17 protein-coding genes are annotated in these 18,366 nt (G+C 43.7%); 6 read left to right on the top strand and 11 right to left on the bottom strand.

Annotation, left to right across the window (positions count from 1 at the left end):
- The first annotated feature begins 71 nt into the window (after positions 1 to 71).
- On the top strand, positions 72 to 434 hold the full coding sequence (locus OCT63_RS15545; protein ID WP_269984029.1) for a hypothetical protein: 363 nt from the start codon (positions 72 to 74) through the stop codon (positions 432 to 434).
- A 48-nt stretch (positions 435 to 482) separates the two neighbouring features.
- Positions 483 to 3,239 carry an immune inhibitor A domain-containing protein gene (locus OCT63_RS15540; RefSeq protein ID WP_269984028.1) on the top strand — a complete coding sequence of 919 codons (2,757 nt, stop codon included), beginning with the start codon at positions 483 to 485 and terminating at the stop codon, positions 3,237 to 3,239.
- 166 nt (positions 3,240 to 3,405) lie between these two features.
- On the opposite strand, the gene OCT63_RS15535 is transcribed toward OCT63_RS15540, so the two are convergent.
- A complete protein-coding gene (locus OCT63_RS15535) occupies positions 3,406 to 4,581 on the bottom strand; it encodes an MFS transporter (RefSeq protein ID WP_161675216.1) in 1,176 nt (391 codons plus the stop codon).
- A 222-nt stretch (positions 4,582 to 4,803) separates the two neighbouring features.
- Here OCT63_RS15535 and OCT63_RS15530 point away from each other — a divergent pair, with 222 nt between their 5' ends.
- The gene (locus OCT63_RS15530; RefSeq protein ID WP_269984031.1) at positions 4,804 to 5,706 is read left to right on the top strand and encodes a LysR family transcriptional regulator; all 903 of its coding nucleotides are present in this window, start codon (positions 4,804 to 4,806) and stop codon (positions 5,704 to 5,706) included.
- Between the two features lie 102 nt (positions 5,707 to 5,808).
- Here OCT63_RS15530 and OCT63_RS15525 read toward each other — a convergent pair whose 3' ends face one another.
- The 4 genes from OCT63_RS15525 to OCT63_RS15510 all read right to left on the bottom strand — a co-directional run bounded on the left by OCT63_RS15525 (position 5,809) and on the right by OCT63_RS15510 (position 9,508).
- Positions 5,809 to 6,573 (bottom strand): iron ABC transporter ATP-binding protein, encoded by a 765-nt coding sequence (locus tag OCT63_RS15525; protein ID WP_161684577.1) that lies wholly within the window; start codon positions 6,571 to 6,573, stop codon positions 5,809 to 5,811.
- Positions 6,574 to 6,585: 12 nt separating this feature from the next.
- Positions 6,586 to 7,536 carry an iron chelate uptake ABC transporter family permease subunit gene (locus tag OCT63_RS15520; protein ID WP_269984027.1) on the bottom strand — a complete coding sequence of 317 codons (951 nt, stop codon included), beginning with the start codon at positions 7,534 to 7,536 and terminating at the stop codon, positions 6,586 to 6,588.
- On the bottom strand, positions 7,529 to 8,482 hold the full coding sequence (locus tag OCT63_RS15515; protein ID WP_269984026.1) for an ABC transporter permease: 954 nt from the start codon (positions 8,480 to 8,482) through the stop codon (positions 7,529 to 7,531). The genes OCT63_RS15520 and OCT63_RS15515 overlap by 8 nt, the downstream gene beginning before the upstream one ends.
- A 99-nt stretch (positions 8,483 to 8,581) precedes the next feature.
- Positions 8,582 to 9,508 carry a siderophore ABC transporter substrate-binding protein gene (locus OCT63_RS15510; RefSeq protein WP_060469718.1) on the bottom strand — a complete coding sequence of 309 codons (927 nt, stop codon included), beginning with the start codon at positions 9,506 to 9,508 and terminating at the stop codon, positions 8,582 to 8,584.
- 764 nt (positions 9,509 to 10,272) lie between these two features.
- Between OCT63_RS15510 and OCT63_RS15505 the strand changes: the two genes are divergently transcribed.
- Positions 10,273 to 10,482, top strand: a complete 210-nt coding sequence (locus OCT63_RS15505; protein WP_060469719.1) for a hypothetical protein — start codon at positions 10,273 to 10,275, stop codon at positions 10,480 to 10,482.
- A 178-nt stretch (positions 10,483 to 10,660) separates the two neighbouring features.
- Here OCT63_RS15505 and OCT63_RS15500 read toward each other — a convergent pair whose 3' ends face one another.
- Both OCT63_RS15500 and OCT63_RS15495 read right to left on the bottom strand, forming a co-directional pair.
- The gene (locus OCT63_RS15500) at positions 10,661 to 11,254 is read right to left on the bottom strand and encodes a hypothetical protein (protein WP_269984025.1); all 594 of its coding nucleotides are present in this window, start codon (positions 11,252 to 11,254) and stop codon (positions 10,661 to 10,663) included.
- Between the two features lie 124 nt (positions 11,255 to 11,378).
- On the bottom strand, positions 11,379 to 11,807 hold the full coding sequence (locus OCT63_RS15495) for a PACE efflux transporter (protein WP_269984024.1): 429 nt from the start codon (positions 11,805 to 11,807) through the stop codon (positions 11,379 to 11,381).
- Between the two features lie 136 nt (positions 11,808 to 11,943).
- Here OCT63_RS15495 and OCT63_RS15490 point away from each other — a divergent pair, with 136 nt between their 5' ends.
- Entirely contained in the window at positions 11,944 to 12,846 is a 903-nt protein-coding gene (locus tag OCT63_RS15490; RefSeq protein WP_269984023.1) for a LysR family transcriptional regulator, read from the top strand.
- A gap of 46 nt (positions 12,847 to 12,892) precedes the next feature.
- Here OCT63_RS15490 and thiE read toward each other — a convergent pair whose 3' ends face one another.
- Positions 12,893 to 13,507 (bottom strand): thiamine phosphate synthase, encoded by a 615-nt coding sequence (gene thiE / locus OCT63_RS15485; RefSeq protein ID WP_269984022.1) that lies wholly within the window; start codon positions 13,505 to 13,507, stop codon positions 12,893 to 12,895.
- A 262-nt stretch (positions 13,508 to 13,769) separates the two neighbouring features.
- Between thiE and OCT63_RS15480 the strand changes: the two genes are divergently transcribed.
- Positions 13,770 to 15,713, top strand: coding sequence for a methyl-accepting chemotaxis protein (locus tag OCT63_RS15480; RefSeq protein WP_269984021.1), 1,944 nt, complete (start codon positions 13,770 to 13,772; stop codon positions 15,711 to 15,713).
- Between the two features lie 145 nt (positions 15,714 to 15,858).
- Here the strand turns inward: OCT63_RS15480 and thiM are convergent, their stop codons facing one another.
- Genes thiM through OCT63_RS15465 form a run of 3 tightly spaced genes read right to left on the bottom strand, consistent with a single transcriptional unit; the run spans position 15,859 to position 18,317 of the window.
- Entirely contained in the window at positions 15,859 to 16,644 is a 786-nt protein-coding gene (thiM, locus tag OCT63_RS15475; protein WP_269984020.1) for a hydroxyethylthiazole kinase, read from the bottom strand.
- Between the two features lie 27 nt (positions 16,645 to 16,671).
- Positions 16,672 to 17,352: a thiaminase II gene (gene tenA, locus OCT63_RS15470; RefSeq protein ID WP_161684589.1), complete on the bottom strand. Its 681-nt coding sequence runs from the start codon at positions 17,350 to 17,352 to the stop codon at positions 16,672 to 16,674.
- 8 nt (positions 17,353 to 17,360) lie between these two features.
- Positions 17,361 to 18,317, bottom strand: a complete 957-nt coding sequence (locus OCT63_RS15465) for an ABC transporter substrate-binding protein (RefSeq protein ID WP_161755494.1) — start codon at positions 18,315 to 18,317, stop codon at positions 17,361 to 17,363.
- Positions 18,318 to 18,366 lie beyond the last annotated feature (49 nt).

The raw sequence follows: 18,366 nt of genomic DNA, 5'->3' as shown, positions 1-18,366 counted from the left end.
ATTATCTGTTTGATCGGCCAATTATATAAATATATTTTGTTACATAATCAAAACTGATGGCTTGATATAAAATGTCACACAAAACAATGACTTTAATGGTTCTACTTTTTTCCTCACTGTCACAGGCTTCCACCATTGAGAATGATGAACTGTTGCTTAAGGCATTGATTGAACGAGGCGTTATTTGTCCTGGCTTAACCTACGAGGACAATCATGAAGCTTTAGGTATCTACCTCAACGCGAAGCAAATGAAAGGCCGTCAGTTTGATTCAAAAAAAAGACAAGAAACAGGTAATACAAATGAGATAGCGGATACCAATAAGTTAGTTAATGCAAAAGCGTTAGTTAATACAAGCAAATCAACTAATAAACGTCAGATACCTAAAACACCAAAAGAGTGTATTAAGCCGAACTCGGACAACCGTTCCGAATAAGGCAAGTTGATTCTGATATCGACATGGAAATACAAAAAAGGAAATGTAATGAAGATAATGAGAAAAACATTGTTGGCCTCAGCAATGCTTACTCTATTTAGCGTCAGCAGTTATGCTAAAACACCGATTGATTTAGGTGTTGTTAATGAAGACAAACTGATTGAAATGCTAGTAAGACAAGGCTTAGTCGATCAAGATGCAACCGCTGTGGCAAAACACAATGCTCTTGACCGTTACTTGAAAAATAAGATCAATTCCGGTTTTAAGGGCGATGCACAATTCGGCAAAAAAGCGCTTGAGCAACGAGCGAAAATACTCAAAGCCATAGAAAAAGGATCTGGCGTTAACAAAGCAAGCGTCTTTGCTTTAGAAGTCGACACCAAGCGTACCGATAAAGTGCTCGCTCTACTGGTCGACTTCCCTGATTTGAACTGGGATGACAACAAGCTGACCGAAGAACACACTCAGATGTTGTACGAGAGCTACAACCCTGAGCATTATCAAGAGTTGCTGTTTTCAAATTCTGGCTACACAGGGCCAAGTGGCGAAAATCTAATCTCTATGCGTCAGTATTACCAAAGCGAATCAGGTGATAGTTACAGCGTTGCAGGTCAAGCCGCGGGTTGGTATCGCGCCTCGAAACCTGCATCTTTCTATGGTGGTAATTCCCCGACGACCGACAACGATCTCAACGCACAAGAATTGGTTCGCGAAGCGCTGAATCAACTGGCTCAGGATCCTAGTATCAACCTAGCCGATTACGATATCGAAGATCGCTACGATTACGACGGTGACGGAAACTTCCGTGAACCCGATGGCGTGATTGATCACCTGATGGTATTTCACGCATCTGTTGGCGAAGAAGCCGGTGGTGGTGTGCTAGGCCCTGATGCAATCTGGTCTCACCGATTCAACCTAGGTCGTACACATGTGCTTGAAGGTACCTCTAGCTCGCTTCCTGACCGCTTTGGTGGCCAATACGCGGCATTTGATTACACCATTCAACCGATTGATGCGGCAGCTGGTGTTTGTGCCCATGAATATGGCCACGATTTGGGTCTACCAGACGAATACGACACTCAATACACAGGCAAGGGTGAACCTGTCTCTTATTGGTCAATCATGTCTTCGGGTAGCTGGGCTGGCAAAATTGGTGGCACACAACCAACGGCATTCAGCTCTTGGGCAAAACACTTCTTACAAAAATCGATTGGCGGTCGTTGGATTAACGATGATCAAATCTCGATTGATGACCTTGAAGACAACCCACAAGTTTATACGCTGTTCCAAACGACGGATAACAGCCGTCCGAACATGATTAAAGTGGATCTTCCTGAAAAACAAATCGAAGGTTTAAAACCGTTTGCTGGTGAGTATTCATTTCACTCTCAAAAAGGTGATGACCTGAAAAACAGCATGACTCGCAAATTGGTGATTCCAGCCGGTGATTCTGCTCTGCTTTCGTTCAAAACTTGGTATGAGATTGAAAAAGATTACGACTTTGCGCGCGTACTCATTAATGGACAAGCCATCGCAGGTAACATTACCTCAATGGACGACCCATACAACACAGGTCTCGTCCCTGCTATTGGTGGCGAGTCTGGCGGTTGGATTGATGCTGAATTCGATGTTTCACAATGGGCAGGCCAAGAAGTAGAGCTTTCGTTTGAGTACCTCACCGATGGTGGCTTGGCGATGGAAGGCTTCTATCTGGATAACCTCAGTGTGATCGTTGATGGTGAAGTCACCTCAATAGACGATGGTGAAAGCAACTCCACCTTCGCCCTTAATGGCTACAAGCTGAGTAATGGATTTCATCAAGCTCAACACTACTACCTTCTGCAATGGCGTAGCCACATGGACGTTGATGAAGGTCTAGCTAACATTAAACGTATGGGTCAACTGATCTCATTCGATCCGGGTTTGATCATTTGGTACTTAGACGAGTCACTGACTGATAACTGGGTAGGTAAGCACCCAGGCGAAGGTTGGTTAGGTGTTGTAGACGCAGACCAAAATGCCATGGTATGGGAAAACTCAGGCGAAGTTGCCCAAACTCGCTACCAAGTTCGTGATGCTGCGTTCTCACTCAAAGATCATACTCCAATGCGTCTTGTAAACAGCGACAATGATGTACTTGAAGATACCAGTTTGCTTGGCAATGCTAGCTTCTCTGACGACCAAGATTATTCGTCTCCACAAGCACCTGATTCAGGACGTATCTTGACTGAATTTGGCTTAGCCGTTGATATTGTGAATCAGAGTGACAACAACGAATACGGTGTGGTGCGCTTATCTAAAGTAAGCCAACACAACGTCACCCCTACTGCGAGCTTCGAGCTCAATGTTACTGGCCTGAACGTTTCTGCAAGCAACTTCAGCTCTGATCAAGACGGTGAGATCTCCAGTTACCTATGGGACTTTGGCAACGGCACAACAAGTAACGACGTGGCACCAACTTGGTCTTACGAGCAAGCCGGAGAATACACGGTGAATTTGACCGTTGTCGATGACAAAGGCGCCACTGATTCGTTCAGTTCTGTAGTGAGTGTTGAATCTCCGAACGCCCTACCGGAAGCAAGTGCGAAGTACATCCACTTGGGACGCTGGGTAACCATGTGGTCTACAAGTTCAGACAGCGATGGTCGTATTGTTGATACCGAATGGACGCTTCCAAATGGAAAAGTAAAACGAGGTCGCACCTTCACTTCTATCCTCCCTTCATACGGAAAGCATGAAGTAACGCTAAAGATAATCGATGACCAAGGCGCCACAGTAACAAAAACAATCGTAGTCGATTTATAAACCGTTATTACCTAAGACTTATCCATTATTATCTAAGGTTTATTTATGATTACTTAAGGTTCATCACGGCTTTCCGCAGAAAGCCGCGATGAACCTTTTGTTTACATGCGAGGCAGAAAAGCGGCGTCAAGGTGAAAGACTTTCTAGCCAACAACCCGACCCCCTCTTACACAGATTGTTTATGAATGTGAGACTTTCGAGCACTAAACGCAAACATCATAATCACCGCTAACACGAACGGGAGTACGTAAATATTTAGGTTTTGCCAGCCCGCGGTCGATTCTAACCAGCCGGATAATAGCGCGGTGACAGTGACACAACCAAATACAACAAACTCGTTAAATGCTTGAGCCTTGGCTTTGTTCTGCGACTCATAAGATTGGCTAAACAAACCCGTTGCGGCGATGAACATAAAGTTCCAACCCACGCCAAGCACAACCAAAGCCGCCCTAAAGTGCCAAATCGATACACCATGGATATTGATGGCAATACTCACCACAAATAGAACACCACCAACAAGGATCATCATACGTGATCCAAACTTCTCGATAAGCGAACCCGTAAAGAATGCCGGCACAAACATACCCAACACGTGCCACTCAATCACACCAGCGGCCTTAGTAAAGTCAAAGCCACAGCCGATCATCGCCAATGGTGTTGCGGTCATCAAAATATTCATTACGGCATAAGCAACCATCGCAGCAAACACGGCACCAATAAAGTTCGGCGCTTTAATGATCACACTGAGGGGATCGGCTTTTGGTGCTTGGCTATTAAAAGAGACTTTGGGAAACTGAATTGTTTGTAACAACGCTAAAGCTAATATGTTTAGGCCAATCAGCGACGCAAAAGCACCGATGTACAAACCATCTGCTGACCATTGCTGAGACATGATCGCTAAGTTAGGCCCAAGTACCGCCGCCAACACTCCACCAGCCATTGATATTGAAATCGCACGGTGGCGTGCATTTTCGTCACACACTTCAATTGCCGCGAAGCGATAAAGCGTACCAAAACCAATCCCAACTCCAAGCAAAAATGTGGCGAAGCAAAACAAATAGAAATGTTGCTGTGATAACGCATAAGTTGCGAGGCTTGCTCCGGTAATACCGACGACATTCCCAATACTAAAGCCTCGTTTTCGTCCTAACTTTCCTGAAATTAAAGACGCTGGAATGGTGGCAGCCATTAAACCCAAAAACTGCAGCGCAACCGGCAAAGTAATCATGCTGACACTAGGCGCAATCTGTTTGCCTATCAAGCCAATCACCGAAATCAGTAATATGTTACCTGTCATCAATAAGGCCTGACACAGTGAGAGCAGCCAAACATTTCTATTCATCTTCGTTCCTAAATATGAGCACAGTTGATCAATAAACCAAAAATTCAACAAAGTCGCAACACTTTGCTACTCATAAAATACTCCACAAAGTCACCTAACCGCTGATTCTCAGAAATTCCCTATCACTTTAGTTTTAATTGACGCTAGTTTAAGCGCTAGATTTGAAATTATCATAATTAAAGATAATAATAATTTTTTGTTATTATGGAATAAAAGGTGAGTATGATTAATCCACTTTGGCTCAATACATTTAAAACTCTGGTTGAAGTTGGTCATTTCACCCAAACCGCAGAAAAGCTGTATATGACGCAGCCTGGCGTTAGTCAACACATCAAAAAGCTTGAGCAAGCTTGTCACTGTGACTTGTTATCGAGAGAAAATAAGAGCTTCGAACTGACCGAACAAGGCCGGATTATGTATCGTTATGCGCTTAAACTAGAGAAAGACCAAGAAGACCTTTTTGAGTCTCTGAGTTTTGACAACCCGTATTCAGGACAATGTAACCTTTCGTGCTCTGGCTCTTTATCTCTGCGCCTTTATCCAAAGCTTCTTGAATTGCAGCAACAACATCGAGAATTAAGCATTCACCTAGAAGCAGCGCCAAACCAAAAGATATTAAATGATTTGCTCCAAGGCACAACCGACATCGGCATCGTTAGACACTCGCCCAACGACAGTTATTACCAAAGCCAAGTCATTGGCAAAGAAGCCTTGTGTCTTATCGTCCATCACAGTCTTGCTGATTTAGAGATGACGCCACAAGTTCTGCACGACATAGGCCTGATTGCCCATCCAGATTCAGCCCACTATCTGTCTTTGTATTTTGACCTGTGCGGAGATAAAAATCTGGCTAACATCAACGTGAATGAAATACCAAAATCTGGCTACATCAATCAGCTTCACCAGATATTGCTGCCAGTATCGAAAGGGCTTGGGTTTACGGTTTTACCTGCAGGCGCTGTGGAGCATTTTCCAGAACGCGATAAGTTGTATGTTGTCCCGCCAAAAGTAGAAGTTGAAGAAACCTTATATTTGATTCAGAAGCGAAACCGAAAGCTACCATACAGATACAACACTGTGATTGAGTTGATCAAACACAGTGTCTGTCATTCGTTCATTTCGTAGATTGACCGAAAGCCTTTAATGTTAAGAGTTACGAGGGGTAATCATAAAAGTAAAGGCTAGGTTCTTTAAGTGATATCAATTTTCATGGTTGGATACAGCAGGTTATCGACCTGAATAATACATACAGATTCTAACGCCATCGAACTCACGAATTTCAAACGGGATCTCGTAGATCGATTCCATTACTGACTTTTCAACGACTTCAGAGACCTTACCCGACTTAACTACTTGGCCTTTTTTCATCGCGACAATGTTATCTGAGTAACAAGAAGCAAAGTTGATGTCGTGAATCACGATCACTACCGCTTTATTAAACTCATGCGCTAAACGACGAAGTGTCTGCATGATTTCTACCGAGTGCTTAATATCAAGATTGTTGAGTGGCTCATCCAAGAACACATAGTCGGTATCTTGCGCCACAACCATTGCAATAAACGCCATTTGACGCTGACCGCCACTCAACTCATCTAGGTATTTGTTTTGAATATCAGTAATACCGAGGTGCTCTAACGCAGTATCAACAATTTTATTATCTTCTGCTTTTAAGCGACCTTGGGAATGAGGGAAACGACCAAAACAAACCAACTCACGAATCGTAAATCGCATGTTGATGTTGTTTGACTGTCTTAGGACAGCAAGGTGCTTTGCCAGTTCTTTGGTATCCCATTCAACCAGTAACTTATCGCCAATAATCACCTCACCAGCGTCACTTTCTGTCAAGCGACTCGCCATTGAAAGCAGCGTACTTTTACCCGCACCATTGGGGCCAATAATAGAAGTCACTTCTCCTTTCGGGAACATAGCACTGGCATCATCCACCACGAGTGATTTGCCATACTTCTTACTCAAACCTGTTAATTTAATCACTACTTACTACCTTCACTGAATTCTGGTGCGTAACAACAAAAACATAAAATACAAACCGCCAACCAAGTTAATAATCACACTCACCGTGGTTTCAAACGCCATCACTTTTTCAATAAACCATTGCCCAGACACCAACAGCACCACCGCTAACAAACTACTGGCAATGATAAGCACGCGGTGTTGATAAGAGCTGAACATCTGACGAGCTAAACTCACGGTGATCAAGCCAAAGAAAAGCACAGGCCCGACTAAGGCTGTGGATATCGCCACCATGATGGAAACAATGATTAGCGTAATTTGGGTAAGTCGCTTAGTGTTCACACCTAAACTTGTCGCATTATCGACGCCAAGCCAAAGCACATCGAGCTTAGGAGCCAGCAGCCACAGGCCAAGTACGCTCAAACCCAATGGAATAAGACTAAGGTAAACCAACTCACTTTTTACGTTGTTGAAGCTTGCAAACATCACATTCTGCAGCACTGCAAATTCGTTTGGGTCAATCAACATAGTTAAGAAATTGGAAAGGCTCGAGAATACGCTGCCACACACAATACCAATCAGCAACAGTGTAAATACGTTGTTTCGTTTACTCTTGAAGTAGAAATGAAACAACACAAATGAAAACAAGATCATCACAGTTACAGACAGTGAAAAGTTTGCGATAACGTCAATTACCCAAAAACTGGTACCACCAAACACAAACAGAAGAGACGTTTGGACCAGCATGTATAAACTGTCAAAACCCAAGATGGATGGGGTGAGAATTCGATTATTAGTAATGGTTTGGAAAACCAGTGACGACGCAGAGATAGCCACCGCCGCCAACACAATCGACAGCACTTTGGGTAGTCGTAAAGATAAGAAGAACTCGTAGTTATCCCACGTTAGCCCTTGCCCGATAAATAACGCCATCATGCCCAAAGACGCGATCGCCAGAATCGCAATTTTTACTGAATCACGCATTCGACTTGTCTCTCATGATTAGGTAGATAAAAATCAATCCACCAAAGATGCTGATTACCATTGAGATTGGGACCTCATAAGGGAAGATGACGATTCGAGCTAACAAATCACAAGCTAACACCAAGATCACGCCCCAATAGGCTGTCCAAGGCAGAATCTTCTTCATGTTATCGCCCATCATCAGCGACACGATATTCGGCACGATAAGGCCAAGGAATGGGATAACACCGACAATCATCACCACAGAAGAAGCACAGATCGCGACTAGAGCAACCCCGATAAAGACAATCTTCTGATAATTCAGACCGATGTTTTTCGCGAAGCTTTCACCGATGCTCGCTGCGCTGAACTGGCTGGCGAAGTAATAAGCCAACACACAAGCAGGTACCGCGAGATAAAGAATTTCATAGCTACCCTGCAAGACACTCGCAAAGTTCGCCATGGTCCATGCCGACATGGTTTGCACCAAGTCATACTTGTAGGCGATAAATGTCGTTAGAGACGAGACAACGTTACCATACATAATACCAATTAATGGCACCAAAACCGCATTCTTAAACTTAAGATGTTGTAAGAAACGAACCAACAACAAGGTACCGAAAACTGCAAACGCGAAAATGAAGCCTAAGTAGCTCCATTGCGCGGCATTACCCAACACCAGTATACCGACGATATACCCCAACATGGCACAGTCAATCGTGCCCATCGTGGACGGCGCGGCGAACTTATTTTGCACGATCTGCTGCATAATAAGACCAGAGACACTCAAACCCGCTCCGGCAAGCACAATCGCGAACAGTCTAGGGATCCGACTAACAATATAAATAGAATTGGCGTGTTGGTTGCCATTTAAGAAATCACTAAAATTGATTTCAGCAACCCCAACCATCAATGACGCCACACATAACACAACAAGAAATACAGCAGCTGCAATGGGTTTCAACATAGAAATAACACTAAAGGTAGGTCTCGGGTAGCCCGTATGGAAAGTGAAAAAGGGCTTATAAGAACGCTCTTATAAGCCCAAGAATCGAACTATTGGTTACTATTGAATGGTACGTTCAATGTCACCAAGCATTCTGTGGATCGCAGTTACACCGCCACCCGCCAGATACCAAGCACTTGAATCGAGGTAAACAATATTGCCCTTTTGCGCTGCTGGTGTTGCGGCTACTAATGGATTATTGAATAGCTGTTGTGCACGCCCCTCTGACTTACCAATCGCTTTTTCACGATCGAGAACGTAAAGCACTTCGGGTTTTGCATCAGCAATGTATTCGAATGAGATTAAGTTACCGTGACTTCCTTTAATTGGGGCCACTGCCGCACTCTTTGATTCAACGAAACCAAAGTCATCAAAAATGATAGAGAACCGACTGCCTTTGTTGAACATCGCAATATTATTACCATTATTCATCAACATCATTGCTGAAGTTTGTTCAGAGGCAACTTTGTCATTTACCGCAGTAATCGACGTTTGAGTCTCTTCGATAATCGCTTCAACTTCAGCCTGCTTATCAAATAGCTGACCTAGTGCACGCCAATTTTCTTGAGCGTCAGCCCAGTACTTGTCACCCTCAATAGAGAACATGATTGTCGGAGCAATTTGTGCCAATTTGTCGTAAACCTTAAGCATGCGATTTTCAGCAATGATAACGTCAGGCTTCAACATGTAGATAGCTTCAAAATCAGGTTCACTCAACGAGCCAGTATTTGCTGTTGTTTCTTTGTAAGACTCTAGGTAATCAGGCATTAGGCTATGAGGTGCACCTACTGGCTTCACACCAATTTTGTCTAACACATCCAAGCTACCAAAACCCAGAACGACAACTCGTTGTGGTATTTCAGCAAACTGAGCCGTACCCTTTACGTGTTCGACGGTGACGGTTTCAGCTTGAACGGCCATCGTGAATGATAACGCAACAGCAAGCCCGCTCAATAATTGGCGAACTGAATTGATTATTTTTTTCATGTCTCTTCCTGTGCTGTTGATACAAACCGCGACTCACTTATGAAAGTCACATGATTCATAAGTAATCTGATGCGTAAACAACAGCTAAATAACGATAACGTAAAGTTTGTTATTGAATGAGTAACAAACCAGCAACGCAAGTGATAATAATTATCAATTATATTCGCATCAAATGAGCAGCACAACAACTTTTGTATTCAAATGCGTAAAAGTGGATATTCATATCTGGTTATCTCGATTAGCAACTTGCGCCATTAGCGACAGTCATTCTCGTTGCAAAAACAACCATATCGTATAAAAAAAATAAATCAGTGAAGCATTTTCATATTTTAAAACCAATCATCAGCCATCATTATGTTCATCAATCTCCCTATAAATGGAATTCTGTATGCTGATTATTTTAGATTTAATTGAAAATAAAGTTGTAATTAAAAAAACTAGGCGTATAGTTTGTCCTCTGGCTCTGATTTAAAGAGCTGTTAATGCTAAATTCAGTCCAAGTTCCTCATAGACAGTTCTCGATTCCCTCGTTACACCATCTCTGCGTCAGCTTTCACCTAGATAGTCATTCAATAGCTTTCAAATTCGATCCCACTACCGTTCTATTCGTTATTTGCTTTTTTCTAGCAAATTAAAAATAGTTCAACGACTTAAATATAAATGTAATAAACACAAGGCACAGTTATGTCACGCAGAACAACACGACAAACACATTGGTATCAATTATCACGCGATAAAACAGTCAATAAACTAAAAGGTAATAAATGCTCACAATTAAAATAGACTTACTGAAAGAAGAACTGTCATGGATCACAGAGATTCGACAACTTAATAGCGATATACTCCACCGCCACATATTGCCAAAACTACAACACAACAGTTATCTCATCGACTTTGAGTTTAATGAACAGGACAACATCGGAACAATTGTTTCGGGCAACGGAAACACACTAGGACATTTCACACTCCTATAGCATTTCCCCAAAGATTACATATTTAGTCCCAAAATGTGACCCTCAATTCGCTCTAGCAGAACAAAGAAAATTAGAAACCTAGCCCTTTTGCATTTCACACGCGGCTCACGCTAGCTAGGTTATCGTGCTTTCATTGAAAGTCGCTTATATTGAACCTTGAATCATCAATGCGTCATTATCATTGCGTTAACGGCATCGACCTTAACTTTTGATCAAGTTTATATAAGTGTTCTGCAGCTTGCATGTGTTGAGGGTAATCACTGAACTTATCACGATTCTCCTCATTCATCTTACATGTCTCATCCACCAGCATCAGTTTCCAATACAGCTTTGTTGTATGCAGCATCGCCAGTAAAGGTTTGAACACCTCTTTTTCATAAGCTTGAATCAACTCTTCAATCAATTCATCACGCTCGTCTTCACTTGCAATTGAACCATTGGTTGCCGACAACACTTTTTGATATTTCAGATTGAGTTGCAGCTTATCCATCACCGTTTGGTTATCTTCCGCCAGTTCGATAAGCTTTGACTTAATGATGCTCAACCAATTCGCTTGGCTAAGTACCGTATCATCAATACTCGAAAAATCTTCACGGATTTGACGTTCAACGTCTTTTTGAGCCTTCTTTAAAACGGCACGCACCTTTTGAAAAGGCAGCTGATATTCCTTACTTAGCTCAATAATCAGTTTATGAAAACCACCATTTGGAAGGTGTAGGTTTTCCTTAAACGTAGCCATTGCATCTTCTTGCTGATGTGTAAGGTTAGTCATTCTCTTTCCTATTCTTTATAACTCATGGTGCTGGACCTTCGATCATACCATTATTAACCATGGTATTTCGGAAACTTAATGAGTTACATATAGAAAACATACCCTTAGGCGTCACACCTAGATTTCACCGAAGGGCCAATTCAGCTCGTTGCACCCAAAATTCTCGAACATGGTCATAAGTCAGGTTAAATACAAACGCATAAATGGTAATAAAGACAGTAACGCCGATGTCCATCAAAAATGCCTGCCATATCCCCACGTTAAGCAAGTAAGCCATCACTGGAATAGTCGCGACCAGCAGACCTGCTTCGAACAACATGACATGAAAAACACGTAATTTAAGCGAACGCTTGGATTTTTCACCCGTAAAGTAGCGATCAAAAATGCGGTTAAAACAGTAGTTCCAAATCATCGCGATGGTGGCAACAACTATCATGGTTCCTGATAAGGCATTCACATCATGATCGGTAAATATCGCTAAGCCTATAATTGAAAGCGTTACAGCCAAAACTTCAAATGATACTGAGTGAAACACTCTTTCTAACGTACTCATACATTCCTCTAAATAATCTACTAGGTGTTGGATTGGCTAGGATTATGTCATCGTAAATAATAATAGAAAGTTAACAACCATCACGAATAGTGATAGCCTGAATATTATCCCCCTATTTAGAATTGAGAGAGACACCATGTACAGTTTTGAGCAACTAAAAGTCTTCGTCACTGTGTGTGAAAGTGGGTCTTTTTCAGCGGCCGCACGCAAACTGAAACGCGCTCAGTCCGGCGTTAGCCAATCAATCGCTAACCTAGAAATCGCTATCGACCAAGAGCTGTTTAACCGAGAGAAAAACATCCCTGTTTTGACCAACACAGGTAAAGCGCTATTGCCTGTCGCTAAGTCTATTCTCGACCAACAAAAGTACTTCGATCAAAAAGTAGAATCGCTGACACAGGAAGACGAGCACGAACTGATCATTGCTGTTGATGAGAGCATCATTGATAAAAACTTCATCAAGATAATTAGCTCACTAGCCGATCAGTTCCCAATTACACACTTCGATATTATTACGACCTCAACCTTCGATGTAGAAGATCTAGTGAGACGCGGAAAAGCGCAAATAGGCATCATCTATGCGGATGGTGAACTTAAGGTGGATATGGACTTCTTCTTACTTGGCCAAGCACGATTTTTGACTGTCAGCTCCGCCACGCACGAACTCAGCCAAATGCCCGTAGTGCAAGATTCCGACTTAAAACGTTACCGCCAGTGCGTGCATCGCAGTTCGAAACAACGGGAGCTGTGGTTCACCTACGGCATTAGCTCGATGCTTTGGTATGCCAACAACCACAGAACCATCATTGATCTCGTTGAACAGGATGTTGGCTGGGCAAATGTACCTGAAATGATAGTGATGGAAGGAATTAAGAAAGGAAAACTAGTGGCTCTGCCTGTGGCGCATGAACATGGTGGCTGGCTCACGCCAGTGGGTTGTTTAGTTTCACGAAGTCACATCAATGGACCCGTGCTCACTAGCTTAATTGAAAAACTCGGGGGCTATTCACTGCAGTACAACCAGTGGCAAGCAAGCTAAAACCTTGATTGTTCGACGCGTTAATATTGTCGTTAGTTTCACTACATCACTCCATAAGAGACAACAGATACTCTGTCGCGGCTTTCGGGTCTTCGGCGTGACATATCGCTGATACTAATGCTAGCCCATGAATGCCCGTTTCAGTAAGCTGAGGGATGTTCGATTCGTTGATTCCGCCAATGCCGACGATTGGTAACTTAGTGCTATCCAACGCCATTTGAATGCCTTCGTAACCCCAGTGTTTCTTTAGGTTTGTCTTAGTCGGTGTAGCAAACAGCGCGCTGAGGCCAATGTAATCAATCGGCAAGCTATCGGCTTCTTGTAACTGTTGTTTAGTTTCAATCGATAACCCAAGAATCTTATCCGGACCAATCAACTGACGTGCTAACACTGCAGGCATATCTGATTGCCCTAAATGTAAACCATCAGCATCCACAGCCAATGCAACGTCCACCCTGTCATTAATAATCAGCGGTACACCCGTTCCGGCTAAAACCGACTTAACGGCTTTTGCACGCTCAATGAAAGCTCTTACATCTCCATGCTTTTCTCTTACTTGAACCATAGTGACGCCACCTGAGACCGCTCGTTCAACCACAAACTTAAGTGTTGCTAAATCTTGTTGGTCGTCTGTTACCAAGTAGAGTTTATAAGGATTCATAGCGTGCCTTTGGCGTTGATTTCTAAAATTGATTTTCTACTATTTTACCGACAAATCGCATAATGTGCATGCTAGTTGATACTTAATAAACTCAATTACACATGCGCCATCAAATACGCAACTCGTTGAGAGCATGCCGAAAAACCTAAACTTTTTAACTAAAGCATTACTTATTACACAAAATATTCACTTCAAGCATGCCCAGAATGCTGTTTTATGGAATACTCAGCGATGAAGGAATCAGGTAAATATAGGGATAGTTATGCGCCACCTTTCTATAGCGCTCAAGATCAAGCTGGGTTATGCCATTTGCTTGCTCTTTTTCGTCATTTCAGGCTTTGTGAGTTACAAAGGTATTCAAACCTTGTCGAATGGCTTTAGCCAATACAGTGACCTTAGCCACAAGGCGACATTGTCAGGCAACATTCAAGTAGACTTTCTTGAGATGCGTTTGGCCTCTGAACGCTACTTAGAATCATTGGATGAGCAATATGAGGCGAATTATCAATCAAGCAAACTCGCGATTGATGAGCTGCTGAACAACTTAATCCAAACGACCACCAACACCGATAGCTTATCGAGCTTGCAATTAGTACAGGACAACGTTGCGGCATTTAATTCGGCTTATGGCTCAATGAAACAGAGTCAGCACCTCATTGACCAATTGGTAAATGTAGAGATGGTCAAAAGAGAAACCAACGCACTAAAAGCCGCTCAGAGCTTGTTGTATGAGTCATACAACAACAACGATCCAAACGCGAGCTTGTACGCGGGTATGTTGATGGAGAACTTCCTCGCAGCGAAGATCACTGTGCTCAGTTACTCAAACAACAATGACCTTAAAGCCTATGAAGCCGGTAAAGATATCTTTGAATACTCACTTCCAGGAATCGAAGGTGATATTGAATCTCTTAAATCATCGCCGTATCAAAGTGAGCTAATTGAAGACTTCTCTAACCAGCGCGAAGCATATGCAAAAGGCTTTGAACAGGTTCATCAACAGATGATTGAGAACACCCAAAGAACCGCTACCCTCTCCTCAATTGGCGACAGCCTGGCTATCGCAGTGGCCGATGCTCAAAGTATTCTAGAACAGCAGAAACAAGCGCTCACGCCTGTATTGCAAGCCAGTGAAAAACGCTCGATTCAAATCATCATCTTGCTTACGGGGGTTGCTCTGGTCATTGGCATGACAAGCGCTGTGTTGGTGACTCGCTCTATTACCAAAGGCATCGCGCAGGTTAAACAGATCACCAACGAGCTTTCTCAAGGTAACCTGAATGTTGAAGTAAACATAGAGAGCAAAGACGAGATTGGAGAACTGCTGACCAATATGGAGATCACCATTGAATCTCTGCGCGATATTGTCGGCCAAGTGAACCGCTCTAGTGTACGTATTGGCGAGATGTCCGAATCACTCAATCAAGTGACCAATAACAGCTCGACCAACGCGACACAGTTGAATAGTGAAATGATCAATATCTCATCAGCCGTTGATCAATTGGCTTCCAGTACATCAGAAATTGCAGCAAGCGCTAACCACGCGTCTCAAGTTGCAAACCAAGCGACCGAGAATGTCGCGATGGGTCTAAAAGAAGTAGACAAAACGCTGCACGAAATTGGCAGTGCCGATAAGAGCATGCAGGTCAGCAGCCAGAAAGTGACCGACCTACACAAAGAGTCGATGAACATTGGCGCCATTCTTGAAGTGATTAAAGGTGTATCTGAACAAACCAACCTATTGGCATTGAACGCAGCCATTGAAGCCGCGCGTGCGGGTGAGCAAGGTCGCGGGTTCGCAGTAGTAGCAGATGAAGTAAGAACCTTAGCTAAGCGTACCCAAGATTCAGCAAGCCAGATTGATGAACTCATCACCTCACTACAACGTGGCGCTAAAGATGCCTTAGAATCCATTAAGGTTAGCCACAGCACGGTTTCAGATGCCTCAACTCAAGCGCAGCAAGCTTCTCAAAACTTGCATGTGATTAACCAACACATCCAAGATTTGAATCAGGCCAACAGCCAAATTGCAGTCTCCGTTGATGAACAAGATTGTCTGACTAAGTCACTCGGTGAAAACGCGCAAGGTGCGAATACCATTGCGCAAAGTAACCAAGAGTCAGTCAGCAGTATTTCTGGCGCAGCAAGCGACTTAACCGACGTTGCTCACCACTTAGAAAGCCAAGTGAATCGATTTAGAACCTAGCAAAACTAGCTTTAACACAGCAGACCTAGTTCTGAACCAATAATTAAAAGCCCCTAGCACATAAGTGTCGGGGCTTTTCTTTCAGTTAATAGCTATTAGTTAGAAGCTAGAAGTTAAGAGCTATCAGTTTAGAACTAGATTGAGCCTACTGAATCTTCAAGCGTTGAATCAGAGTCTCTTCGTCTAATTGATACAACTCATCGAGCACGTTCATTTGTAAACTACCCGGACCGCGTGAGTTTTCAGCAGCGATTTCACCAACCACGCCTAATACCGCCGCTGCCGCCAAACCACTTTCATCTCCAACAGCAGCAAATGCGCCCGTCAATGCCGTTAAGGTACAACCCATGCCAGTCACATACGGCATCATTGGGTGTCCATTGTTTAACGTCACAACGCTATCTTTAGTGACAACGTAATCTGTCTCACCGGAAATCACCACATTCGCACCGTATTCAGCTGCTAAGCATTTTGCGGCGTCTAATGCGGCATCACTGCTATCAAGCGCATCCACACCTTTGCTCTGCGCTTGCTCGCCCGCTAATGCGATAATCTCAGACGCGTTACCACGAATGATCAACTTGTCAGCTAAGCGTGCTATTTCACGCGAAGTCTCGGTACGCAGCGTACTTGCACCACAACCCACAGGATCAAGAACCACCACCTTGTTGTTGGCATTCGCTTGCTCAACCGCGAAACACATTCGCGGCGTCCAAACACTGTCTAGCGTGCCAATGTTAATCACCAAAGCGCCAGAGAATGACATCATCTCAGCCAGTTCTTGTTGCGAGTGCGCCATGATAGGAGAAGCACCAATCGCCAACAAAGCATTCGCCGTATTGTTCATCACGACGTAGTTGGTGATGTTCACCACCAGTGGCTTTTGCTCTCGTACTGCGCGAAGCGATTGAATGATTTGTTCAGTTAGCATGGGAAATCCTTATTCGTTAAAAGCGCTTTAAACGGCTGGTGAGCTATCAAGAGCATTCAGCCCTTGTTGCCAAAAAGCCACCTCCATACGCGTTGCCGTTTTAAAGATATGAACGATGTTCTGACCACGCTCGCTGTTGATATCAATTTCAGCAAGCAGCTGATTGAAATATTCCGCGCCCGTTTCAACGCCAGACTGGAACTCTTCTCCACCATATAGCTGTAGCCAGCTCGCGTATGGGTTGCCTTCTAATACGGTATCGCTGCTTTCCAATAGCGCTTTACCAATCACGGCATAGCCAATTGAACACGGAGCCAGTGCCGCATAAAGATCGACAAGATCACCCGTCATACCTGCGTCTAGAACGTAACGCGTGTAAGCGACTGTGCCGAAATCTTCAGGCTCGTTTTCCAAATCAGATTCCGTTAAGCCCCACTGATCACAGTACGTCACATGGTGAGAGATTTCAGAATCGAGCAAAGCATGAACACTTGGCAGCGCACGGCGCATATCAGCCAAAGTTTTAGCTTTGTAAATGGCCAATGCATAAGCGCGAGCATACTGTTTCAAAAACAGAAAATCTTGCTTCAAGTAATGCAGAAAACATGGCTGAGCGAGAGTGCCGTTTGCCAGCGTTTTCACAAAATCATGCTCAGTGTAGTCTTGCCAATCTTGCTGGCAGGCTTGGATTAAGTCTTGATATTTCATGAGATTCCTTAGTCAAAAGTCGGTACGTAATCAGCGGTTTTTGGTAGTGATTTAATAATGCCTTTGTCGAACATGAACTGCGCATAGTCATCGTAGCGCTTCATGTCCACGGCTGAAGGGCGAAGTGCAAAGCGAGTCAGCGTATCGTTCCATGCACGTTGGTTAAGTTCGTTGTTCAACGTATCTGGTGAATACGCCACAAACTCTCTCCATGACTCTTGTGGGTGGTTCACAATATAAGTGGTTGCTTGCTCAAGTGCTTTGTTGAACGCTTTGATCGCTTCATCATCGCGCTGCTTTGCGTTAGCCACAAAGATCAGCTCATCGTAAGCGGGCACACCGTGCTCTTCTGGGAAGAATGCTTTCGCTTTAAAGCCTTCAAGGGCTAGTTGGTTGGTTTCGAAGTTACGTAAGCCACCCCAGATTGCGTCTACCTTCCCCGATGCCAGTGAAGACGACAGTGCCCAACCGACATTGATGGTTTGCACATCGGTAAACGCAATATTTTCTTGCGCTAGCATGGTGCCGATCGTCGCTTCTTCGTTACCCGCAATCGAGATACCGATCTTTTTGCCTTTCAGATCCGCTAATGAATCGTTCTTGCCGTTATCCAGCACCATTAGTGTGTTTAGTGGCGTCGCGATAAGGGTTGATGCACGAACTAGAGGAAGGCCCGCTGCCACATCCATGGTTAAACTTGGTTGGTAAGTTACGGCCAAGTCGACCTTACCTGCCGCAACGAGCTTTGCTGGTGTGCTAGGGTCAGCCGGCTCTTGGATTTCAACCTCTAAACCTTGGTCAGCAAAGTAGCCACGCTCTTGAGCAATCACAATTGGGCCGTGGTTCGGGTTCACAAACCAATCCAACATCAGTGTCAGCTTCTTCTGTTCAGAATCTGCCAATGCATGACCTGAAACTAGCGAAGCAAGCAGTGCCACTGCACCTACCAATTTGGTATTTTTCATAGTTAACCTTTCCTTTTGAATATTATTATTGTGTTTGTCGATCTAATTC

The sequence above is a fragment of the Vibrio sp. RW genome (assembly GCF_027587105.1).
In the GTDB taxonomy this organism is placed as follows: Bacteria; Pseudomonadota; Gammaproteobacteria; order Enterobacterales; family Vibrionaceae; genus Vibrio; species Vibrio toranzoniae.
Note: the sequence above shows the minus strand (reverse complement) of the source record. Positions and strands in the feature narration are given on the sequence as shown.